Origin of the sequence: Congregibacter sp. (assembly GCF_965662665.1) — a bacterium.
Taxonomy (GTDB): Bacteria; Pseudomonadota; Gammaproteobacteria; order Pseudomonadales; family Halieaceae; genus Congregibacter.
The window spans coordinates 70,387-93,074 of the sequence record NZ_CBFIIF010000004.1 but is presented as its reverse complement, the minus strand read 5'-3'; the positions used below and the strand labels follow the sequence as shown (position 1 = coordinate 93,074).

22 protein-coding genes are annotated in these 22,688 nt (G+C 54.6%); 8 read left to right on the top strand and 14 right to left on the bottom strand.

Translation table 11 applies throughout. The features are described from left to right. From acuI to ACTG39_RS03015, 3 genes are all read left to right on the top strand, one after another. Window positions 1–990: an acrylyl-CoA reductase (NADPH) gene (gene acuI / locus ACTG39_RS03025; protein ID WP_439106047.1), complete on the top strand. Its 990-nt coding sequence runs from the start codon at window positions 1–3 to the stop codon at window positions 988–990. Window positions 991–1,013: 23 nt separating this feature from the next. After that, the gene (locus ACTG39_RS03020) at window positions 1,014–2,378 is read left to right on the top strand and encodes a YjiH family protein (protein ID WP_439106046.1); all 1,365 of its coding nucleotides are present in this window, start codon (window positions 1,014–1,016) and stop codon (window positions 2,376–2,378) included. 139 nt (window positions 2,379–2,517) lie between these two features. Further along, on the top strand, window positions 2,518–2,916 hold the full coding sequence (locus ACTG39_RS03015; RefSeq protein WP_439106045.1) for a hypothetical protein: 399 nt from the start codon (window positions 2,518–2,520) through the stop codon (window positions 2,914–2,916). Between the two features lie 150 nt (window positions 2,917–3,066). Here ACTG39_RS03015 and ACTG39_RS03010 read toward each other — a convergent pair whose 3' ends face one another. The 7 genes from ACTG39_RS03010 to ACTG39_RS02980 form a co-directional block, all read right to left on the bottom strand. Continuing rightward, window positions 3,067–6,441 (bottom strand): TonB-dependent receptor domain-containing protein, encoded by a 3,375-nt coding sequence (locus ACTG39_RS03010; RefSeq protein ID WP_439106044.1) that lies wholly within the window; start codon window positions 6,439–6,441, stop codon window positions 3,067–3,069. Between the two features lie 256 nt (window positions 6,442–6,697). After that, entirely contained in the window at window positions 6,698–7,537 is an 840-nt protein-coding gene (locus ACTG39_RS03005) for a PhzF family phenazine biosynthesis protein (RefSeq protein WP_439106043.1), read from the bottom strand. Between the two features lie 22 nt (window positions 7,538–7,559). Further along, on the bottom strand, window positions 7,560–8,912 hold the full coding sequence (locus tag ACTG39_RS03000) for a serine hydrolase domain-containing protein (RefSeq protein WP_439106042.1): 1,353 nt from the start codon (window positions 8,910–8,912) through the stop codon (window positions 7,560–7,562). A gap of 101 nt (window positions 8,913–9,013) precedes the next feature. Beyond that, window positions 9,014–10,243, bottom strand: a complete 1,230-nt coding sequence (gene soxC, locus ACTG39_RS02995) for a sulfite dehydrogenase (protein ID WP_439106041.1) — start codon at window positions 10,241–10,243, stop codon at window positions 9,014–9,016. Between the two features lie 21 nt (window positions 10,244–10,264). Continuing rightward, the gene (locus tag ACTG39_RS02990; RefSeq protein ID WP_439106040.1) at window positions 10,265–10,828 is read right to left on the bottom strand and encodes a c-type cytochrome; all 564 of its coding nucleotides are present in this window, start codon (window positions 10,826–10,828) and stop codon (window positions 10,265–10,267) included. Between the two features lie 34 nt (window positions 10,829–10,862). Beyond that, window positions 10,863–11,156 carry a putative quinol monooxygenase gene (locus ACTG39_RS02985; protein ID WP_439106039.1) on the bottom strand — a complete coding sequence of 98 codons (294 nt, stop codon included), beginning with the start codon at window positions 11,154–11,156 and terminating at the stop codon, window positions 10,863–10,865. 63 nt (window positions 11,157–11,219) lie between these two features. Beyond that, on the bottom strand, window positions 11,220–12,635 hold the full coding sequence (locus ACTG39_RS02980) for a DUF3336 domain-containing protein (RefSeq protein WP_439106038.1): 1,416 nt from the start codon (window positions 12,633–12,635) through the stop codon (window positions 11,220–11,222). Between the two features lie 126 nt (window positions 12,636–12,761). Between ACTG39_RS02980 and ACTG39_RS02975 the strand changes: the two genes are divergently transcribed. Beyond that, window positions 12,762–13,487 carry a crotonase/enoyl-CoA hydratase family protein gene (locus ACTG39_RS02975; protein WP_439106037.1) on the top strand — a complete coding sequence of 242 codons (726 nt, stop codon included), beginning with the start codon at window positions 12,762–12,764 and terminating at the stop codon, window positions 13,485–13,487. A 16-nt stretch (window positions 13,488–13,503) separates the two neighbouring features. Continuing rightward, complete coding sequence (locus tag ACTG39_RS02970; protein WP_439106036.1) at window positions 13,504–14,097, top strand: flavin reductase family protein; 594 nt, start codon at window positions 13,504–13,506, stop codon at window positions 14,095–14,097. A gap of 103 nt (window positions 14,098–14,200) precedes the next feature. On the opposite strand, the gene ACTG39_RS02965 is transcribed toward ACTG39_RS02970, so the two are convergent. Next, window positions 14,201–14,974, bottom strand: a complete 774-nt coding sequence (locus ACTG39_RS02965; RefSeq protein ID WP_439106035.1) for a mechanosensitive ion channel family protein — start codon at window positions 14,972–14,974, stop codon at window positions 14,201–14,203. Window positions 14,975–15,127: 153 nt separating this feature from the next. Here ACTG39_RS02965 and ACTG39_RS02960 point away from each other — a divergent pair, with 153 nt between their 5' ends. Both ACTG39_RS02960 and ACTG39_RS02955 read left to right on the top strand, forming a co-directional pair. Beyond that, on the top strand, window positions 15,128–15,676 hold the full coding sequence (locus tag ACTG39_RS02960; protein ID WP_439106034.1) for a hypothetical protein: 549 nt from the start codon (window positions 15,128–15,130) through the stop codon (window positions 15,674–15,676). Then, complete coding sequence (locus tag ACTG39_RS02955; protein WP_439106033.1) at window positions 15,673–16,263, top strand: hypothetical protein; 591 nt, start codon at window positions 15,673–15,675, stop codon at window positions 16,261–16,263. Before ACTG39_RS02960 ends, ACTG39_RS02955 begins: the two co-directional genes overlap by 4 nt. Window positions 16,264–16,352: 89 nt before the next feature. Here ACTG39_RS02955 and ACTG39_RS02950 read toward each other — a convergent pair whose 3' ends face one another. Genes ACTG39_RS02950 through ACTG39_RS02940 form a run of 3 tightly spaced genes read right to left on the bottom strand, consistent with a single transcriptional unit; the run spans window position 16,353 to window position 18,030 of the window. Further along, window positions 16,353–16,817 (bottom strand): hypothetical protein, encoded by a 465-nt coding sequence (locus ACTG39_RS02950; protein WP_439106032.1) that lies wholly within the window; start codon window positions 16,815–16,817, stop codon window positions 16,353–16,355. After that, entirely contained in the window at window positions 16,814–17,149 is a 336-nt protein-coding gene (locus ACTG39_RS02945) for a hypothetical protein (protein ID WP_439106031.1), read from the bottom strand. The genes ACTG39_RS02950 and ACTG39_RS02945 overlap by 4 nt, the downstream gene beginning before the upstream one ends. 44 nt (window positions 17,150–17,193) lie before the next feature. Beyond that, window positions 17,194–18,030: a sterol desaturase family protein gene (locus ACTG39_RS02940; RefSeq protein ID WP_439106030.1), complete on the bottom strand. Its 837-nt coding sequence runs from the start codon at window positions 18,028–18,030 to the stop codon at window positions 17,194–17,196. A gap of 228 nt (window positions 18,031–18,258) precedes the next feature. On the opposite strand from ACTG39_RS02940, the gene ACTG39_RS02935 reads away from it, so the two are divergent. Further along, a complete protein-coding gene (locus ACTG39_RS02935; protein ID WP_439106029.1) occupies window positions 18,259–19,527 on the top strand; it encodes a serine hydrolase domain-containing protein in 1,269 nt (422 codons plus the stop codon). Between the two features lie 245 nt (window positions 19,528–19,772). Here ACTG39_RS02935 and ACTG39_RS02930 read toward each other — a convergent pair whose 3' ends face one another. The 3 genes from ACTG39_RS02930 to ACTG39_RS02920 all read right to left on the bottom strand — a co-directional run bounded on the left by ACTG39_RS02930 (window position 19,773) and on the right by ACTG39_RS02920 (window position 22,590). Next, entirely contained in the window at window positions 19,773–20,219 is a 447-nt protein-coding gene (locus ACTG39_RS02930) for a DUF7282 domain-containing protein (protein WP_439106028.1), read from the bottom strand. Window positions 20,220–20,286: 67 nt separating this feature from the next. Continuing rightward, window positions 20,287–21,903, bottom strand: a complete 1,617-nt coding sequence (locus tag ACTG39_RS02925; RefSeq protein WP_439106027.1) for a WS/DGAT/MGAT family O-acyltransferase — start codon at window positions 21,901–21,903, stop codon at window positions 20,287–20,289. A gap of 264 nt (window positions 21,904–22,167) precedes the next feature. Next, window positions 22,168–22,590 (bottom strand): hypothetical protein, encoded by a 423-nt coding sequence (locus tag ACTG39_RS02920; protein ID WP_439106026.1) that lies wholly within the window; start codon window positions 22,588–22,590, stop codon window positions 22,168–22,170. Between the last annotated feature and the right edge of the window lie 98 nt (window positions 22,591–22,688).

The window sequence follows — 22,688 nt, the reverse complement described above, 5'->3', positions numbered from 1 at the left end:
ATGTCAGCAAGTTTTAACGCACTGGTCGCACGCAAAGACGACACACTCTCCAGCAGTTACGAGACACTCACTCTTGATGACCTGGACGCGGGTGACGTCACCGTGGCCGTCGAGTACTCAACGCTGAACTTCAAAGATGGTTTAGCCATTACCGGTGCCGCACCCATAGCGCAGCGACACCCCCTGGTTCTTGGCATTGACTATTCCGGCACCGTTTTAGAGTCACAGCACGCCGACTTTGCCGCAGGCGACCGGGTAGTGATGAATGGCTATGGTGCGTCGGAGTATCTTCACGGAGGCTACGCTGAACGAGCACGGGTAAGCGGTGATCTACTGGTCAAGCTTCCATCGTCTATCTCCAATGCTCAGGCCATGGCTATTGGCACAGCGGGCTACACCGCGATGCTCAGTGTCATGGCACTCCAGAGCAACGGCCCCGCTTCCGGGGACGGCCAGATATTGGTAACCGGCGCGGCCGGTGGCGTTGGCAGCGTAGCGATTAGCCTCCTCGCGGGATTGGGTTATGAAGTCATTGCGTCTACCGGTCGTGTTAGCGAAACCGAGTTTCTGACGTCGCTCGGCGCTGCGGGCGTTGTCGACCGCGCAGCGCTTTCAGAAAAGGGTAAGCCCCTACAAAAAGAACAGTGGGCTGGGGTAATCGATTGTGTGGGCAGCCATACGCTCGCTAATGCTATCGCCCAGACCCGTTACGATGGGGTCGTGACCGCTTGTGGCCTCGCGCAGGGCGCAGACCTACCTGCCACCGTGATGCCGTTTATCCTGCGCAACGTGCGCCTTCAGGGCGTTGATTCCGTGCAAGCACCTATGGCGCGCAGGCTTACAGCGTGGCGTCGGCTCGCGGAAGAACTGGATATGCAAAAGCTGGACGCCCTGTCCTTTGACTTACCCTTTAGTGAGGTTCTGGGCCGTGCCCCCGATATTCTTGCAGGCAAGGTTCGCGGACGCGCCGTGGTGGATCTATCGCGTTAGTGGATCCCGAGGATCATCGCGTCATGAATGAAGCACCCCAGCATGGCTCCGACGAAGCTAGTCTGCGTCGCTTCCTTGTACCCTCCCTGTTGGGGGCCGCTGTTTTCCTTTGCCCCATTTATTACGACGGTGCCTGGACCATATTGCTGGGCGTCGCTGCGGACTCCCTCAAAGCGGGCATTGGGGGCGCGATGCCCGCATTCCTCTTATCGATTGTCACCGTATCGGCGCTACTAACTATTGCCGGAGCCCTTAATCCACGGCTGCAGGAACGCTATCGCGAACATGGCGTAACACAGGTATTTGATGTCCCGGTGTTTTGGCTGAGCCTAAGACTGCTCGGCACGATTTGCGCCTGGCTCATTGTGTTTGAACTCGGGCCCGAGTTCATTTGGAACGAGTACACGGGCGCCGTTGCGCTGTTTTCCTTGGGCGGAACCATTGTCACTATCTTTCTGTGTGCGTCATTTTTACTCCCGATGCTCACGGATTACGGCTTGATGGAGTTTATCGGTACGCTGCTACAGCCGCTGTTTCGACGGCTTTTTACCCTCCCCGGTCGCGCTGCCGTGGATGCTCTGGCCAGCTGGCTCGCAGCCGCAGCCGTAGGCGTACTCATTACTATCAGCCAATACGAACAGGGCTTCTACTCACGCCGCGAAGCCATCGTCATTGCGACCAACTTTTCTATAACCAGCCTGCCTTTTTGCCTCTTTGTTATTGAATTCATTGGGCTTCGCGAACACTTCTTTTCTGTCTATGCCACGATCGTAAGTATCGGACTGTGTTGTGCAGTCTTATTGCCTCGCCTGCCACCACTGCGGGGCATTCAACCGCTTCCGCAGGATAAGCCCCCGTTAGATGTTCAAAGCGAGGACAGCGACAAGCTCGGCCTGTTAAGCAAAGCACTCGTAGCTGCAAAGACTCGGGCTGCCACGGGCCCCGACCTGAAACAATACCTGGCAACGTCGGCTAAGCACGTAATGGATATCTGGATGGGCCTTGTGCCGCTAGTGATACTCATAGGTACTTTAGGACTGGCTGTGGCCGAGTTCACGCCGGTCATGCAAATACTCTCGGCACCACTGATTCCCGTTTTACAGTGGTTCGGTTTACCCGATGCCGATGCCGCTGCACCCACATTCATGGTCGGTTTTTTGGACATGTTCTTACCTGCGGCCATCGGTCAGGGAGTCGAAAGCGAACTCACCCGATTTGTGATCGCGGCGGTGTCTCTCACCCAACTCATTTATCTTTCTGAGGTAGGGTCACTGCTGCTGCGCAGCGCCTTAAAGATCAACGTGCTTACTCTGCTGGGCATCTTTGTTATGCGCACGCTCATCGGGTTTCCTATCGCGGTGCTAGCGGCAAATCTCTTTATGAACTAACAAAGTAGCCAAGCGATGATCATCTTTAGAACATCGGTCGAAGCATCCCGATTAACGCTAACTACCGAGGGGCCAAATCATTAAAACTCACCACCACATCGTTGCGGCCACGGCTGAAGTCCCAACGACTCGTCAGCGATTGCTGACACGCTACCTCATTGCGCTCCTCGCTGACCTCGTGGTCATCAACCTCTTTGCCGAGTACTGGCACCGCGTTTCGATAGATAGCTTTAGCACTTCGCTGATAGCAGCCATCCTACTGCAACTACTCCTGCAAGCCACTTTAGCGCTGGAACATCGCGTGGGGAGTTGGTTCGACACACACAGCGGATCTCTTTGGACATTCCTGAAGTTCTTCAGCGCATGGCTTATCCTGTTTGGATCAAAGTTTGTCATGCTCGGTGCCGTTGATCGTGTGCTGGGGGACGCTATTCACTTCTCAGGCGCCATGCACGGTGTATTGGCGTTCATAGCGGTGGTCGCCGGGATGCTCATTGCGGAAGAGCTCGTCACCCGCGTTTATCGCCGCTTGGCCTAGTGAGGGCTTCCAGAGGCTCCTAGGGTCGTTGCGGTAGGCTCGTCTCTTTTTCTTTTCACTTCACAATAGACACACACCACAATCCAAACCAAAAAAAAGGCCGCCTGATTTTCATCAGGCGGCCTGTTCTTTAGTGCGGCTTAGAGTGGTTTAGAACCCACCGAAGCTCATATTCAGACCCAGATAGAAGAACTGACCACGGGGGCTGGCGGGGTAGCCGAAGTTCGTAATGAAGGGCTCTTCATCAGTCACGTTACGAACACCACCGTAAACACTCATAGTTTCTTTGAAGGCATAAGTTACAGCGATGTCGTGCTGCCAGAACTCATCCTGGACAACTGAAGGACCATACAGTGTCTCGGCAGTTTCAATCTCGAGGTAAGCATACAGCTGCTCGTCCTGATACTGCGTCTGCCACTGTACCTGCAGATCTTTCCAGTACCAGTTGAGGAAGATGTTACCTGCGAGCTCTGGTCGGTTGATCTCTCCCAGCTCTACGTCAACCACTGAGGAATCCAGCGGGTCCGAAAAGCGATTGAGCTCATTCACGTAGGTTCCCGCGACCGTCACTCCAAAGCCATGCTCACCAATGGAGAAGTCATAGCCTGCTGAGAAGTCGATACCGTCGGACTCCAGCGCAGCGAAGTTCACCAAGGACTGCTCAAGGAAATTAAATCCACCGAACTGTGCCGAGCCAGAATCACCGTTTCGCGTAAAAGATCCGCAGAAAGCCTCATTCAAAGTGGAGCCGCGATAGCAGGCATCGACAATATCCTGAGCAGATACAGCTTCGATAGCATCCTCAATCTCGATCTGCCAATAGTCCACGCTCACCGTCAGACCTTCAAGGAAAGTGGGCTGGAACACCAAGCCAACAGTCAGGGTCTCAGCTGTCTCTTCCTGCAACTGGTCGTTACCCCCTTCGGTACCGGGGAAGGCCGCTGAAAGTGGGTCAGCGAAGGTGTAGTTTCCTGATCCATCGACAGGATTCAAGCCAATAGCACTGAAGTCCGCAACGCAGTTCGCCTGAATCTGAGCTGCCAGCGCCGGATCTTCTCCAGCAATAGCTGTTAGCTGAGCGGCATCACAAGGATCGTTAGGTCGAAACGTCGTGCCTGTCGTTGGCGCGAACAGTTCATTGATATTAGGCGCCCGCACCGCCTCGGCGAAGGTTGCTCGGAATCGAATATCTTCTACCGGCGCCCAGCTTAGACCCGTCTTCCAGGTAAATGCCTCGCCAATGGTGCTGTAGTCAGAACCACGCACTGCGGCATCAATAACGAGAGATTCAGCAAAAGGAGCACCTTCTAACAAGGGCACGCTAACTTCGAGGAATATGTCCGTGGCATCGTAGTCACCAGTCTCGTTGATGTTCGCCAGGCTAGGCTGGAAGAGCAACTGCGCATTGTCACTCACATCGCTGATATTAGTGCCTTCTCCGAATGGTGAACCCGCAGGCAAAACCCCTCTTGCATAGGAATCCCACTCAAGGGCAGATTCTTCTTTACGATATTCAAGACCTGTTGCAAATGCGATAGGACCAGCAGGCAGAGAGAACCAATCCTCTGTATCACCAGCGATAAAGCCAGAGAAAACTGTCTGCTCAATCGTGGTCTGAGTCGTTGTCGAGCGTGTTACAAAATCCACCGCCTCGGGTGTAATACCCGTTTGACCCGCCCAGATATTCAGCGGAACACACTGACCATCACCCGGCGTAAAAGAGAAATATCCTGGATCCACAACGGGGATATCAAAGGGTGTGGTCGTAAGCGGCGCAGTCGGATCAACGGATGAGCGACAAGTAGCCTCTCCCGAGCCCTCGTCAGTAACCGCATCAATCGCTGCAAGGTATCGATCGAAAATCACTTCGTTAGACCTTTCGATGCGTTGCTCGAAGCGCCCGTAGTTTGCAGAAACCTCGTAAGTCCAGCCGTTAGCAAAGGACCCCTCGAGCCCACCGACTATACGATAGGTTTCACGTTCGGTCGTACGCGTGCTGGGGCCAAGACCAATGGGGTCGACGGTGATAGCGACACCACCAAGTTCCTGCGCGAGAGGCTGGATAAACGCTGGCAAGAATGGATTATCCTTATCGCCAAACAATAGATCCCAATAGGACGTCGGGGCTTCTACGTTTTCGTTTTCCTGCCAGGAATACTTGACCTCGCCGAAAGCTGTCATGCGCTCATTAACATCAAAGTGGCCAATAAGGTTAATGGTCGCTTTGTCTTCTGGCGTAATGATGTAGCCTCGTGGCTGTTGAATGGTGTTAAAAGAGTCACCACCAAAACCCTGAAAGTTACCTGCCACACGCCCATCCTGCACCGGGGCGTAACTCCCGTCTGCGCCTACATTCCAGCAACCGCCTACAACACCAAACGACGCTGCACCAAAGGACGAGTTGTAGCCTGTGAAGGAGTCCAGGCAGTCGCCACGACCATTGCCGTCAAGGTCGATATCGACTGCTGGGTCAAATCCACCAAAGGAATAAGGATTGCCAGGAATGATGTAGCCATAACCCGACGTAAACGGGAATGTTCGGCCCACTTCAACAGCACGCTGTGGCGCATTCGCTGCTTGCGAGAAGAGCGCCTCTTCAGCAGCGGTGATCGCCGGCGCCATGCCGAACTCAGACTGATAGTCAGCGATAAACTGTTCCTGCGACGGAATAGGCAGACCAAAATCCGTCAGACCGGTATTGGCATAATTGAAGTACTGCGCAAAGTTCGGTGTGTCACCGGAGATATCACCTTGTTGAAAACGCAGGTCTGGGTTAACCCAATCGCGACCGGAGCCAATAAGAACACCATCGGCGCCTCGCTCACCTGCCTCCAGTCCTTCGTCAGTACGGTAGTCCACAGCCACGGCAATGTTGCCACGACCATTGCTGAAATTATTACCCCAGATAGCTGAGACGCTTGTCTGGTTAGCGTCACCTTCACCGGAAATACCCGACATTAGATCTACGTCAAAGCCTTCGTAATCATCTTTGAGTACAAAGTTCACTACCCCGGTCACCGCATCTGCGCCGTAAACAGCAGATGCACCCCCGGTCAGTACTTCGACACGTTCAATAAGCTGCATAGGGATGGAGCCTACGTCAACCGCCTGAGTTCCTGCAGAACCGGCCACGTGACGTCGCCCGTCTACAAGCACCAGCGTTCTCGCTGCACCCAAACCGCGAAGGTTGAGAATGTTAGCGCCGTCGTCATCAGCATTGTTACCGTCGATAGAGTTTTCCGATGTCGATGACGAAAACAGAGCTGGGATATCATTAACAAGATCGGAGATCGAAAACTCGCCCGAGATAGCAATATCCTCTGCGTTCAGGCTTTGAACAGGCTGGGACCCGGTGGCATTGGGGTCACCAGCAATACGCGATCCGGTGACGACGACCTCTTCGAGTTGAATATCCTCACTTTGTTGCGCGAAAACGCTGCTAGACGTGGCTGCGGTTAGCGACGCTACCGCTGCGGCAACACTGAGACTGAGTACGGAACGACTCTTTTGACAATACTTCCTCATTAAACAAACCCCTCCCTAGGGATATAAAGCGCTAACCACTCATATCGCTGAGTTTGGTTAGTATCTGAAGTGTCTTGCGGGGACTTAGCGCTAGTAAACACTATCCCCGATACGATTCAAAGTCGTATGGTGGGTAAAATTATCGATTTTCCTGTCTATTTGAGCATCAAATATCCCAATAGAGCGTGGCTTCAGATGCCAATATGCAGGAAAAACTCCACTAGACACGTCGAACGATAGATTTTTAAGTTTCCAGCTAAAAAGTTGCAACCCCGCGAATACAGGTCTTCGTGGCTCCCCCTACCCATACCGTTTCGCCTTCACGGCAGATCTGAATTCGCCCAGATCGACCGATCACCGTCCCCTGTGATGCGATGTAGCTATCTGGCGCGCGCCCTTCCCCAATAAGCCACTGCGCGATACTCGCATTGAGACTCCCCGTGACGGGGTCTTCTGGCACGCCTAAAGAGGGTACAAAGGCGCGAACCTCGAAATCCGCCGGGCTATTTGTGGGATAGGCGCCCACCAATCCCAGACAGGTTTCACCCAATGCCGACACGTCAGGCACAACATCCAGCACCCGTTGTGCTGAATCGAGCAGCAGTGCACACCAGCCGGGGCCGTTGTCCACCCATTGATGTGCGAGCAGGGCTTCTTCCGGCAAATTTAGGGCTGCCATAAGTTCTTGCAACAAACCGGGCTCCAAAGCACCCGAGCGCAATACGGGCGGCGCAGCAAAGGACAGTCCCTCAGTAGTCCTGCGAATGCGCACAAGTCCAGCTTCGCACTCTTGTACCACCATCACCTCATCTCTGGACGCCCCACCCGCCTCCAGCCAGGCATGACAGCTCCCCAGTGTGGGATGTCCTGCAAAGGGCAGCTCACCACCGGGTGTGAAAATCCTCAAACGGTAATCCGCATCAGTCGTGCTTGGAGAAAGCAAAAACGTGGTTTCGGATAGGTTGGTCCAGCGCGCAAAGCAAGCCATGTCCTCGCTCGTCAGCGAGTCTGCCCCGTGGACAACAGCTACCGGATTGCCTCGATAACGCTCATCGGAAAAGACATCTACCTGGCTAAATTCGAAACCACTACTCATAGCAAACCTCCTGTCCGCAACGTCACTGTCGCTTCATCAGGTAATCGGCGACCGCCTGATAAGCGGGCAATGACACATCATCGTAATTCGCATTTGCCGCTAAAGGGTGGGAGGCAAGCCTCACAATGACCATCTCCGCCGTGGGATCGATGTAAATAGTCTGGCCGTGAACGCCTCGCGCACTAAAAGCCCCATTCGGGTTATGATGGATCCACCACTGATTACGGTAACTAAAGCCCGGCAGCGTGGCATAGGACGCTTTGGCAAACTTATCCGGGTCGCCTCCGTTTCGGATATCCTCAATCACAGCGGGCGGAACAATCTGCTGGCCATTCCACTGTCCGTTGCGACGCATCATCTCGCCGAAGCGGCCATGATCACGCAGTGTCGCGTTTAAACCTCCTGCTGCCCAACCTGTGCCCAGAGTATCGATAAGGATGTAGGCGTCTTCTTCGGCACCCAGTCGACCCCAAATTCGCTCCTGAACAACGTCCACAGCATTGGATCCTGTTACGCGGGCAATCAACCATCCCAGGACTTCGGTGTTCACTGAACGATAACTAAAAGCCTGCCCATGCTCGCCTTCTTTTTGCAGCGTTGCGACATAGGCGTAGAAACCCTCAGGGCCATCGTAATCACCCTTGGGGAAAATTCCGCCCGCCCGCGCAAAGTCAAAGACGTGTGCATTGGGGTCGGTGTAGTCCTCGGAGTAATCAATGGCCGTGGTCATGTCCATGATCTGGCGAACCGTGGCACTGCCAAAGCCGCTGTCGGCGAGCTCGGGAATGTAGTCGCTAACGGGTTTGCCCGCATCCAACGCACCCTCTTCAACGAGCATCGCGGCTACAGTGCCGTAGTAGGATTTGGTCATAGAGAACGACATATGCGGTGTATGCCGCGAGCCCGCTGCAAAATACTTTTCGTAGACCACCTCGCCACGATGGAGCACAAGCGCCCCGTCGGCATAAGTCGCTGCCAGCATCTCCGCCCAGTCCATTGGAGACTCGCGGTTCATGGGCACAAACTCGACATCATCTATCGCGCTATCGAACTTGGAGGAAAGTGGCACGACAGGGCCAGCGCCCCGCCAGATTCGCTTGGTCGGCATGAGCTCCCGAAAGTGTGAAAAGGTCCACCGTGTCTGTGGAAAGCGATAGAAACTCAGATCACCGTGACGCACTAACTTGGCACTCTCTGGCGGCACGCCCGTCATCCAACCCAGCAATCGCGGATCTGTACTCTCGGCTGAGGGCAATTCCGTCTGCGCCATGCTCGGTGCTGGAAGGAGCAGCAGCGCTGTAAAAGCGATAGCTGTCGCCGCGAGCACCAGGGACTTGTACCTGTGAAGCTGAAAAAACTGGGACAGTGAAGTCATAGCTAATCTCTTATTTTCTTATGGTTTGGATTCAAACGCTTTGCTGGTCGCTTAACCGCGATGACACCCAACAATTGCTCAGGCCCGCTACTCGGGCGCGACTACGCCCAAGGCTCAGCTTTGTAGAGCACCCTGCCGTCAGCCTCAATTATCCAATGCATGATGGGATTTAGGTGATACACCTGATTACCCGGCCCCCGAGCATCGATAATCTGCCGTCGCGTGGGCTGCACATAACCCGTCTCATCAATGGCGCGGCTGGCAATCTCTGTGGGTTTTCCGTCCCACTTCCAGGGCAGGCCAAAGCGGGTGTGCGCCTTAGGCTGCACAGGGCCCTGTAGCGACGCCCGAGTCCAGGTAACACCTGCATCGGTGCTTACATCGACCGCAGCAATCTTACCGCGACCGCTCCACGCAATGCCTCTTATCTCGGACCACCCCGGCTGTAACTGCCCCGGATAGCTAGGCGTGGTAATCACCGAACGCGCATCCATCACTACGCTAAACTGCCGGGCAATTCCGCCTTTTAGGGGGTCGGTGTACTTTGAGGTCTCTTCTCGCGTCATGAAGGGCGCGTCGGATAACTCAAGACGACGCAGCCATTTAACGTTCGTGTTGCCCTCCCAGCCGGGTAGTAGCAAACGCATGGGATAGCCTTGTGCCGGTCGCAGGGCCTCGCCGTTTTGCGCATAAGCCACCATGGCATCATCCAGAAGCTTGTCTAGCGGAATACTTCTCGCCATGACCGCGGCGTCTGAGCCTTCGGCCAGACACCAACTCGCCCCCTCTTTAACACCAGCCTCACGCAATAGCGTGCGCAAAGAAACACCGGTCCATTCACTCTGGCTGGTTAGACCGCAAAGCATCTGGGGTGTGGATTTCTCCGTAGCACGTAAATTAAGGTTCCCGGAACACTCAATAAAACAGGTCCGCGTCATCGCAGGGAAACGCTTCAATTCCGCCAGCGAAAAGACCAGTGGCCGCTCAACCATGCCGTGCAGCATGAGCTTGTGCTCCTGGGGGTCAATCTCGGGGATCCCCGCATGATGACGCTCAAAGTGCAAATCCGAGGGCGTGATCGTACCGTGCAGTTTTTGAAGAGGCGTCAGAGATACAATGTTAAGCGCGGGGATTCTCGCCAATTGCTCAAAGGACGAGCGCGTTCCTTGCGGTCCCGGTGCGCCCCCTTGAATGGCGGTAGGATCAGTCCCCAGCAAGCGGGCATTCGCAAAGGTGCTGCTGGCAAGAGCAGTACTCACAGCGCCCGCACCCACCAGGAACTGACGCCGCGAGGACTTCTTCGAAAGTTGATTCAGCGTCGGCTTTGCCACTACCAAGCTCTCGCCAACATCTCAGCGCACTTCATAGCCACCCCGACGATCATCCGGGACAAACTTGTCTCGGGAAGGCATGCGTACTTTAGCCAGGTTGCTTTGAGTCAGTTCCAGGTCGGGGCTAATAATACGATTCTCTGCCAGAAGGTAAGCAACCAGACTGTAAACCTCATCCGCCTCCAGTGACCCCGGTGCATCAAACGGCATCGCGCGGCGCAGGTAGTCAAACACCGTGGTGGCGTAGGGCCAGTAGTTACCTATGGTCTTTTCCAATGTGGGATCACTTCCGAAAGGAAACGCATCGCCAGCAAGGCGACCTACCAGAGACCCAAAGGGGCCTCCTCTTCCACCCACCCCGTGACAACTCTCACACTGCGCCTGATAGAGAGACGCGCCCTCCCGGGCACTTCCACGACCTTCCGGTAAACCGAGCCCGTCGGGCCTCACATCTATATCCCAGGCTTGAATGGCAGCCGGGCTAGCCGGTCTACCGATCTCATAGAGAGGCTGGTCGGAGAAAACTGTAGCGCTTGCGGCGCTTAGCACCGCAAGGAGTAAAGCTTTGTACGCCGGGTGCGTCATAGGTGTGGCAAGCGCCGATTAGCGCAGCCAGGCTCTACTCAACGGCGTCCAGAACCTCAACATGAGGGGCGGCAGCAACGAGTGTGGCCATCTCCATATTGGCTTCCTTAAAGTAATCCGTTTGACCATGTGCTGCTAAATCCTCCGCACTGGCGTACTGCTCCAGTACTTTGTACTCCTGAGGATCCGTCTTACTCACGTGCAACTCGTAGAAGTTGCACCCCGCTTCGTTCGCTTTCACTTTCGCAGCAAGGCCCAGAAATGCCTGCTCAAAATCCGCATTTTTCCCTTCTTGAATCTTTAATGTCGCAATTACACCCACTGCCATGACGTTCTTCCTATGTTATCGAGTAGTTTGTTTACTGGTTCGCAATGCAAGACTCCAAAATCTTTAGTGCTTCACCGCCGTAGTCTGCGCCAAAATAGTATCCAGCTTACGGCTGATACGCGTTTGCAAGCGAATCATTTCCAACTTGGGCCAGGTACATCGCTCGCCGGAGTCGATGAGTTGTCGCAACTTTTTTTCTCCGGGGAAGGTCAGCAGCTTCAGGGGATTTTGGAATTTGTAGTCCGGCAGAATATTGATATCCCCCACATAGTCCTGATTAATAATCGACCGCATCACGCTTGCGCGCTGCGAAATCACCCCGCCTTTTCGATCAAGCCGCTCTGCAAGTAGTGTGACTGCATTAAACCACTCCCGCGCTGACCGACGCCCCGCTTCAGTAATGATGCCTCTGGCGCTTTGCTTCCTGTGTCCATCAGTGACAAAAGGCAATACGTGGGGATTTGTTTGACTGACTACGAAGTGATTGACGCCATAAAGACGCGCCAGGCGCTTGGCAGGCAGGTCATCACTCACAGATCCATCCACCCACTTGCGGGAAGCAAGGTAATACTTTCGTTCGCCATGACTATCGAGAGCTTCCAGCGTTACCGGCGGAAAAATTCCCGGGACAGATGCCGATGCCATTACCGCGCTGCGCATGAGAACACTAGGAGAAGTAATGGAGTTCAACAAGCGGGAGGTTTGATGCGTCTCAGCCGGCGCCACGGAAACATTCATTGCTCGTCCAGTTTTGGCAAACGCCTGCTGGAAGGTGATATCGGGAATAAATTGCTGGACCGCCGCTTCCAGTTCTGCGAGTCGCGATGCGTACTGCTCATCACCGGCTTTTGGCAAATACTGCATAAAATGCTCGGGTTGCAGTAATTCAAGCAGTTCTTTTTCGGAGTGGGTTGACACAATACTGCCAACTATCGCACCACCGCTGGATCCGGAGAGCACGGACGGCAGCAATTGTGCCTCGGCAAGAGCGCGAATGACCCCCACGTGAAAGAACAGCAATGAGCCCGAACCACTCATCATAAACGCCGATCGCCCAAAGCAATGACTCGCGCGCTGAAAGAAATCGAGTTTCTCCTCATCGCTTATATCACCACTGCTGTCGTTATCGAGCATTTCGAGCGTGTCGACAATTTCTTCGATGTAGTTTTCGATGAGCGTCTTGGTTCCCGAAAGCGCATGGCCGTAAAGTCCGGCGCGACCCATGCCGCCCATGTTTCCGTGAATGCCTTCGTTGAGGGTGTACAACAAGCCCCGCATATCATGCCTAGCCTTAAGACTCTGCAGAGCATCAAGACGAATACGAATAGATACGTTGTCGTACTGGCGTGTCGAGTCTTTTTGCCGCCAGCGATCAAGGCCTTTACTACGATCATGATCCTCAGCCGCTGCCATCCACTCTTCATAGCTGGACGCCTGACTGAGGGCTCGCTTTAGGCGACTTTGCGTTTTTATGAGCATGCATCTCACCCTTGATTCGAGTGACTATAATAAACGGTCTGACGTCTCCAGACTGCGATTCTGATTAAAAAATTGATCGCCGGAATACGTCTCACACAGGGATTTGCAGCCTCAATGGAAGAGTTGATGATCAACCGAGCGGCTGGCAGTATGCCAGCTCTCTATATCAACGAAGACTATTTCATGGAATATCTCCTGCAGGACAACATTGCCATCCTCAAACTCGACGATGGCAAGGCCAACGTGGTGGGCCACCAGCTTTTAGATGATCTCAATGCTGCTTTGGACAGAGCGGAGAGCGAAAGCGCTGGCGCAGTAATTCTTCGCGGCCGGGACGGTATGTTCTCTGGCGGTTTTGATCTTGGCGAATTCAAAAAAGGTATGGAGCAGGGACAGGCCATGGTCAAACGCGGCTTCGAACTGCTTGTCCGCCTGGCTGGGTATCCCCTGCCGGTAGTCGCAGCCTGCACCGGACACTGCGTTGCCATGGGCGCTTTTATTGTGATGGCCTGTGATTCACGCGTGGGCACTCAAGGCGATTTCAAGCTCACTCTTCCCGAGACGGCGATTGGCATGGACTTACCGCCAATTCTCATCGCGATCACCGAATCCCGTATCGTCAAAGAGCATCTGACCCGGGTTGCTTTGCAGGCCGAGGTTTACAATCCAGAGCAGGCGGTGGCGGCGGGCTTTCTCGATGAAGTCGTGGACGCAGACCAGCTGGATGCGCGATGCGCGGAAATCGCACAACGCCTGGCGCAGCTGCCCGCCTCGCAATATGCCGCAAACAAATTGAGGGTGCGTGCGAAAACTCTCGAAGCCATGAGTGCCGACCTCGCCAGCATGGCCTAGGGAGCTCGAAACTGAGATGTACTTTGAAACCGCAAGTAATGATCACGGATTACCCCATGATCCTTTAAAGGCGCTGATTGCGCCGCGGCCCATCGGCTGGATTAGCTCTTTAGATGCGAACGGAATACCAAATCTCGCGCCCTACAGTTTTTTTAATCTGCTTTCGACCAACCCGGCCATCGTGGGTTTTTCCAGTGCTACGCAAAAGGACTCTCAGCGCAACATCGAGCTTACGGGCGAGTTTGTCTGCAACTTTGCCTCAGTCGACCTCATCGACAAGATCAACACCACATCCAAACACGTAGCCGCAAACGTGAATGAGTTTGAGCTTGCCGGGCTCACGGAGGCAAAGAGCCACATCATCAAAGCGCCTCGGGTACTGGAAGCTCGGGCACACCTTGAATGCGAATATGTAAAGACTGTCGAGCTTCCCAATGACGACAACGGCATAGTGTGGAGCCTGGTTCTGGGAAAGGTACTAGCGGTCCATATCGATGACCGCTTTATCAAAGAAGGACTTGTGGACACCCTCGCCATGGAGCCGCTCACGCGCATGGGCTATATGGACTACGGCGTTTTGGGTGGCATGGAAACCCGAGAAAGGCCCTAGGGTTTGGCAGGGACTGCAATTGGGCGTGCTGGCCCCTGACTTACGAAAATCCTTTGGACGACCTGGCTGTTAGGAGACACCAGGGGTGGCATTCACATGCCCCCTAAGCTCGTTGATGAACCGTCAATTCCCGCTCCACCGGCCGCACGCCCTCGGTTTGATTGAGGCGCTTAGCGATGTCAACGATCAGAGCATCCCGGGTTGGAAACCAATCCGCGTTGTTAACCCAGCAAAGCCCCAGCAGCGAGATAATCCCTGACTCCATACCCGTGACGAACACTGCCGGCGCCGGTTCAGACAAGACACGCTCGTCCGCAGCAATCGCCGAGAGCATCAGCTGTCGGCCTACCTCGATGTCATCCGTAACATGTAAGTCGACGTTAACCTCAACACGACGCGTCGGCACCGTACTGTAATTTTGGATATCCGACCCCACCATCATCATATTGGGGATATAAACCAACCGACCATCAAAACAACGGAGTATGGTCTGGTAAGTCGTAATCCCATCGACCACGCCCATAGTGCCGCGGATTGAAACCGTGTCGCCAATCACGAACGGTAATCGAGGCAAAAACAGTATGGCGAAAAACGCGATCACAGCGCCTACGATGACCAGAAGAATCGCGATACCCGCAAATCCCGATACGTCATAGTTCAGCTTCTCAGCGGCTAGCAAGACAGCCAGTACGATAATCAATACGTAAATGGCGCCAAACGCTACGCTAACCATGCGCGCTGCCAAGCCCTCGGGCTTTATGATGGAAGTCACAAGCTTGTAGAGCAAAAACACGATAAGCATCGCTCCGAGCAAAAACCCCAGCCCGGTGGCAATTAGCCTGGCGTAGACCTCAAGGGAGGCAAGGCTTTCATTCATAATCAAAATCTCATGCGTGAGGACAGAACCGTCGTTTCTTGCCCCCCCCCGGCCACTTCCGCCGCCACCGTCTTGAGTACATCAAGCTTGACCCGGAAGAGAGTAAACTACGGCTCATCATAGACAATACCGGCATCGCGGTGTGGAACACTTATGAGCACAGAGTATTCGAGCGACAGGCTTTTTAGCTTCCTCAGGGAGACCGCTCTGGCAGGACGCATGCCCCCCGCGGCTGCACGAAGTCGCCGCGCCGCTGCAGAAATCTTGTTTGAAAAGTTATCCGAGCAAGAGTCACAGGATCTCCGAGTTCTGGATATCGATGCTCTGAAAGCTCGCTTTCTCGATATTCAGGGGAGCGGCTTACGTGCCGAGGTTGTTGACCTGTATGCGGAACGCCTGCGTGGTGCGCTGGTCGACTTTTTTCGTTTCGTTGATTCGCCCAGCGACTTTGTCTCTTCAAGTATTCGTCAGGACACCGCGCGACCGCGCAGCGAAACCTCACCGCGAACGTCCGAAGAGCGAGCACTGGAAGCCGTTCGCATGACCACGCCGACGCAGCGCCCGGACGTCATACCGATCCCTCTGGACATGGGTCGAGTGGTTTACCTACACGGAATACCTTCGGACTTAACTCAGCAGGAGGCAGCGAAAGTTTCGCGGGTCGTCAAAGCATTGGTGGAAGACTCGGAGGATGAACAGTGAATCGCTGGCTGCTAGCGCTACCACTCGCCGTATTTGGCATAGGTGGCATCGGTCTGTATATCCTGTTTCTGTCGCAGGCAAACGAAAACGCTTTTCAGGAAAACCTCCTTCCGGAGTTGATTGGGTTTTGTCTTGAGGGGTTTTTCCTCGTAGGACTGTTCACTTTTATCCAACAGCTTCGCGATTACTACCGTCGCCGCGAGCTTTGGATGAGCCTACGCAGTGCATTGCGGGATTTCCTTTCCCACCTCGACTTAGCCTTCCTCGCTCCCGACGCGGAGCCTGCGACAACAGCTGCATTGGAGTCAGAGCCGTTCGTTGTGAGTAAATTACTAACGCTGCTAGCGGATGCGGAACTGGGCATTGAGACTCTCATCAATCTCAAGCAGGCCGCGGTATCCACTCTACCGCTGGCCCGAGACCTTATTAATATTGCGGCACAACTCAGCACGCGGCATATGCGCTGCTGGATTGCAATCGTCGCAGCGATTGATCAGCTGTCGGTAGCGGATACGCGAGAGCAAGCCGAACGGCCACTGAATGAGCTACTTGTGCGTCTGGCGGAGTTCGATTCTCTTAAGCTTTAAAGTGGCGGGAACATCGAGCCTGACGCCTGCTCCACAATTAGCGGCATTCACCCCCCCCAGGCTCAAGAACTCGTTGATACAGGAGTTAATCAATACAGAGGTACGACTTCGTCGTTAACGAAGGTGTAGCGCGGATGCTTGTACCAACCCCATAGCGCCGCCCGTCGTGGTTCCTTATGAATGCGCTCCTCATAGACGACAAGCTTGCCGTCGCTGGGGCGCAACCAAAAATCCAGATCGTAAAGCTTGTCTGGCTCATCGGGCACCGCAAAGTCCGTGCAGGCAAAGTAGCGATTGCCATCAATCACTCTGACGGGGTCATGAATCTTTACAAAGCGAAGCCTTAGGGTTTCACCCGTGACCTCATCATGGATACTGAACAAACCGCTGTCATCCTGTTTCTGGCTGATGTAACGGCGAGTCGCGTCCTTGATGTCATCCGCATAAAAAACCACATCGTCTTGCGCGTTGGCGATAGCAGTGGCGAGACTCAGAACAAGGAGTGCGAAGATCTCCGCAGCTACGCGAACAACTAAAGCGGACGAGCTACTCACTCCTTCTTGGGTTTCTTTTTCTTGGCTGGGGCGCCGCCATGCTCAGCGGCTTTACCCGCATGCTCAGACGCCGCCTCAGCAGCCTCCCCGGCGTGCTCAGCCCCTTCTCCAGCATGTTCGGAAGCTTTCCCTGCTGCTTTACCGGCTGCTTTACCCGCGTGCTCTGCGGCTTCGCCTGCATGTTCAGACGCCTTTTCAGAAGCCTTTGGGACTGCCTTGCCTGCGTGCTCCGCGGATTTACCCGCGTGTTCCTGCTGCTTCTCCTGCGCGACTGAGGCGAAAGAGGTGAGCAGCAGCGTACAAGCCACCAGAATGAGACCTTGCATATGCATAGCGTGAGTTCCTCTGTGTTATTGGATGTTTTGTAAGGCTTTGATCATACGCCACTCTCACCACTTTGCTGCCTTGACGTTGAACTTGCAAGATCAAGGTTTCGAGACCGGAAAGGCTCGAGAATCCATTCCAGGGGTGCCAGAGCCAGTCCCCGATCTTCGGGGAGACCGAACTTTGCATCATCGCCGGGAACAGACTTTACTGCAGTGCCAAACAGGGCGTCCCACCAGGGGAAAATCGTTGCGAAGTTACGATCTCCAAAGCGTCGCTCAGTAAGGTGATGTAATCCGTGATAACGCGGCGTAACCAGCACTCGCCCCAGTACTGAATCGAGTTTGGACGGCAAAGCGATGTTGGCATGATGAAACTGCGCGCAAAGGCTAACCAGTAACTCGAAAAGAAACCAGGCTACCGCCGTGGGCCCCCAAACCGCGATCCAGCCAGCCTTCACCAGCCCTGACAGCAGAAGCTCTCCCGGATGAAAACGCAGTGCCGTGCTCACATCCATACCCGTATCTGCATGATGCGCCTTATGAAAACGCCATAAAAAGCGAATACGATGATTAGCGCGATGCCAAGCGTAGTCAAAGGCATCAAGTGCCACAATCGAGGCGAGAATTTCGAACCAACCGTGCAGACCCAACCAGCGGGCAACTCCCCAGCCCTGCTCATCGACATGCACAGCCCAAAGCAGAAAAGGTACGAATACCAGGATCCGAATCACGACAGTATTGAGTGCAGCAACGGCAGCATGAAAACAATATCGCTGTAGTCTTTGAGGCGGCCTTCGGCGCGACGGAATCCAGAGCTCTATCAATCCAAACAGAATCAAACCGCCCAAAAAAACGTAGAGCTTGCCGCTATCGAGATCCAAAAACATGGTCTACGTACCATCTCCGCAAAAAAAGAGGATTAGATTGAGCCCAACATTGCAAATTGAGTAGGCAACTTTTACCAGGCAAAAACGACGCCACTGCATCCAGGGGTTTCACTGTAGCAAATGTTTTCGCGGTCGGGATGATCGAACTAAAAACTTGCTATGCTCCTGCGACTTTACAGAGCAAACGTACCGATACACGAGGTACGCTTAGAAAAGAGGAACGCATTGATGAGACGTTTTGTTACGGTTATTGCGGTGGGTTTAGGAGCGTTTGCTGTGTCAGCCGCCCATGCAGACGAAGTAAAAACCGCCGCAGATCATGATCTTATGTTCGGTGCGCCGCCGCCGGTAGAAAAGCGCGTTACGGCAGAGAATTTCATCCTGCCTCCATACAACCGCTGGAGTTTTCAACGCATGCGCGAGTTTTTTCCGACCCGCGCAGTTGCGCCATCGACCTCCCCATGGATACTTCCATCGCGGCCCGTCGACATCGGTGCGGTAAAAGTTGAATTGGGAGATCGCAGTACAACAGTGTCCCATTGGCTAGCATCGGCTTATACCGATGGCTTTATCGTTCTGGACAAAGGATCCATTGCCCACGAACAGTATTTCAACGGGCAGAGTGCATCAACGCCGCACATCATGTTCTCGGTGACCAAGTCCCTCACCGGCACGCTCATGCTGCAGCTATTTGAGGAAGGAAAGGTTGTGGCGGGTGAAACGGTGGCCACTTATGTCCCGGAGCTCGCAGATACGGCCTACGGCGATGCGACGGTGCAGCAGGTGATGGATATGACCAACTCCATCGCCTACGACGAAACCTATGATGACCCGCAGTCGGATATCGCCCGGTTTCTTGCGGCATTTTACCCGGGTGGCAAGGGCGTTTACGCCAATCTTCAATCGCTAACGAACCAGACACCCAGGTTTGAGCACGGCGAGGCTTTTCATTATGTCACCCCTGACCCGGAGGTACTCGGCTGGATTATCAGGCGCATCACCGGGACTGATTTGGCAACGGCACTACACGAGCGGATCTGGTCCAAGATCGGCACCGAATACCCGGCCGACTATTGGCTGGACAGCCAAGGCGTTGAGATGGCCGGCGGCGGCATCTCAACAACACTCCGTGATGCCGCACGATTTGGGCAAATGGTTCTCGATGATGGGGTAGCAAACGGCGCTCGTGTGATATCACCGGCTATTGCCCAGCGGATTAAAACTCCCAGAAACCAAGCTCAGTTCAATGCCTACTACCAGGATGACTGGTACGGAAAGGTCGCAGAGGATTATCACGATCAATGGTGGAGCTATGCGGGTGTGGACGCCGTCGTTGCTCTGGGCATTCACGGTCAGTTTATCTATGTGAACTCAGACTACGACGTTGTGATCGTTAAGCAGTCTTCAGACCCAGGTGCTGAAAACGATCGCGTGGACAGCGAAACGTCCCAGGTGATGCACGCTATCGCGGAGCACCTGGGGTCCTTACGTCATTGAGCGCCTAATTCCTCACGTCGGACTTTTGACATGGGCGACGGAATTCTCCGACACCCAGCGATTGCAGTGACTCCTCGTCGTACTCGGATTGCAGCGCCTCTATCTGGGTACGCGCCTTGCGCGCTCCGTCCAGAGCAAACAGGACCTCTGTTAAAACACCGGCGATGCGGTGCTGCGTATCAACCCACGCTGCAATTTGCGCTTCACTAGCTTCTAGGCGTGAATCAGGGAGCAGCTCGCCGAAGTCACGGAGCCGGCACCGCGTGTCCAATCATTCGAGTCCCCTCGAACACGGCGCGATCCATCACGTTGGTGTCATCGATAAACACAAAATCCAACACGCCATTTTCGTTCAGATCGCGATGGAGCATGACGATGAACATCTCTCCGCTTTCTACGCCCTTGTGCACTTCGATCTCAACATCCTTGTTGGTGCCCGATTCAAGATAAGTGGCTGCGACATACTTGTCACCGTTTGGCGCGCCCGATTCGAAGGGGTGCATCACCAGCCAACCATTTCCGTCGATCTGCACTTCTGGGTAGCTTAAGACTTTACCGTCGCGTGTAGCGCCGTCCGTTTGAATCCAGTTTTTTTCGCCGTTGCCCATACTCAATGCGGGCGCTGCGGGCTCTTGAGCATGACTGACGCTGTTAAGGACCAGAACAGCGAACACAGCGATTAAACTCTTCATGATGGCATTCCCATAGTTGTTAAACCGAGCGTAGCACGGGCTTAGGGCGTAGCAGACACGCCAGCTCTCAACGCTTCGCTTTAGTCTTTGGTTTGGCTTTGGCAGTGGTGCTGCTTTTTGCCGTCGGCTTGGGCTTTGGTTTTGGCTTCGGCTTTGGCTTCGGCTTGGTCTTTGCCTTCGTAGCAGCGCTGCTTTTTGCTTTTAGCTTGGCTTTCGGTTTGGCATTGGTTCGAGTCTTTGTTTTGGCTTTGACAGCCGCGCGTCTGCGTGTAGGCCTGACCTTAAGGCCTACCGCGTCTTCCAACTCCTGCAGCGCATCTTCCATGTAGTCGATCAGGCGCTGCACCTGCGGCACGCTGCGGCGGCAGGCGATGATCCCGAAATCCACCTGATCGGCGTAACTCACAAGCGTGATATTCAGGGCCATACCGTCGGTGATGATGGAAAGCGGGTACGACCCGTCCATACGCGCGCCATTCCAGTACATGGTCTCGCGCATCCCCGGTACGTTGGAGATGGTGAGGTTGTAGGGCGGCAGGTGCGTGATCATACCCAGCGGCAACAGCAGCATCGACGGCGCTGACATGGCCATGGTCAGGAGTTCGACTTCCTTGGGTGACATGCCTGCGTAGTTAGCCTTGCCCGCTTCAACGGAGGCCTTAATGGCGGAGAAACGCTTTATGGGGTCGGCGATGTTTGTTGCCAGGTCCGCGGTGATGCCGGCCACGGCATTGCCCGAGTCCACGTCGCCCGCCTGACGCAGGGACACCGGGACCAGGGTTTTCAGAGAATCTTTAGGCAACTCGCTGTGGTTCAGCATGTACTGTCGCAGTCCGCCGGCACACATGGCCAACACCGTGTCATTGAAGGTGGCGTCAAAGGCCTTTCCCACGGCCCGGATACGCGCGAAAGACCAGGTCTGAGCGACAAAACGACGCGCTGCGTCGATCTTGCCGTTGAGGGAGCTGCGCGGCACCTTATGGTGGGGAATGGCCAGGTCACTCTTGCGACCGGCCCAGGCGCCCGCAATGTTTTTCAGTGCGTTAAAAGCATTAGCGCCGCTGCCGTAGGAGGACTTGAGTATATCTGCCACCGTGCGCACCTCGGCGTCCGTATACTCGGCCTGCCGCCCCTCCCTGCGGGCTTTTCTGTAGCTCTCCCACGACGCCAGTGAGAGTGGCGATTCGCTGCGCACCGCATCCGGATCAGAGGACAGCATACTGCGGGTCACGTGGATAGATCTGGCGCCGTCGACGGCCGCATGGTGGGTCTTGGTAAAAATCGCAAACTGGCGATTTTCCAAACCTTCTATCAGGTGCATCTCCCAAAGAGGTCGGCTACGTTCCAGCAGTGTGCCGTGCAGGCGACCTACCAAATTGAATAGCTCGCGGTAACGGCCGGGACTGGGGAGCGCCGAGTGGCGGATGTGGTAATCCATATCCAGGGAGGGGTCCGGTTCCCAGTACACGTTTCCTGCCGCACCCATACGTCCGGTCTTGATTCGATCACCGAAGGGTGGCAGCAAAGCGTCGGCGTCTTTCAGGTTATCGGCTATACCCGCAAGAAACTCCTGCACCTCAGCACCATCGGGAAGCGTGAACAGGCTGACCCCCGACACATGCATGGGCATTTCCCGACTCTCGCCGAGAAGGAAGCCCTTGTCGACCATCGAAAGTTTTTTCATGTTTTTCTCCCATCCTCGCCAACAAAGGACCGGCGGGAAACAGCCGTGGCCCGATTCAAGCTAGGAGTATATACAAGCGTTGGGAGTATTGGATTGCAGACGCAGTGATCTCCCGAGAAGGTCGGCAAATTGCACGCTCACCGCCTGACCACTCTTCCAACGAAACACGAGCCGCAACTCCCCAGCAATCGAAAGGTTGAGATATTGAAACAAGCTAGTGAGGAAACCCAAAGGCGCCTGAATCTAAAGCTTGAACTCTAAAAACTAGCCCCCAAAGAAAGTGCTTATCGCCAAAGGGACAACGCTGGCAGCAATCACTGTCAGGATGGCAGCCATGACGTTCAACTTTACATCGAGGCCAGACAGGCGCTGCTCAATGTAGAGGTCCTGTTTGGCGAAGCGCGCCTCGAGTCTCAGATCTTGGTCTGAAAAGCGATTCTCGAGTCTTACATCCTGATCTGAAAAGCGGGCCTCTAGTCGCGCATCATGTTCCGAAAAGCTGGCGTCGAATCTAGCTTCCAGTTCCGAAAAGCGGGCATCGAGGTAGTCCTTGGTGACAAGGTTGTCGACGTAAAATCCGAACGTTTCCGCCATGAGCTCAGCCTGTGCTTCCGCTTGTATCTCGGGAACCCCGGCCTCCTTAAGACGACGGGCGAACCGCAGTGAATCAAATGCCAATGAACTCATGATACGCCCTGATTGCGGATTGAGGATAGTATCTGCCGTTCAGCAGATGAGGTGTACATCGGATTTGGTCAAGGGCCGGGTAAATCTTGTTGTAAGGC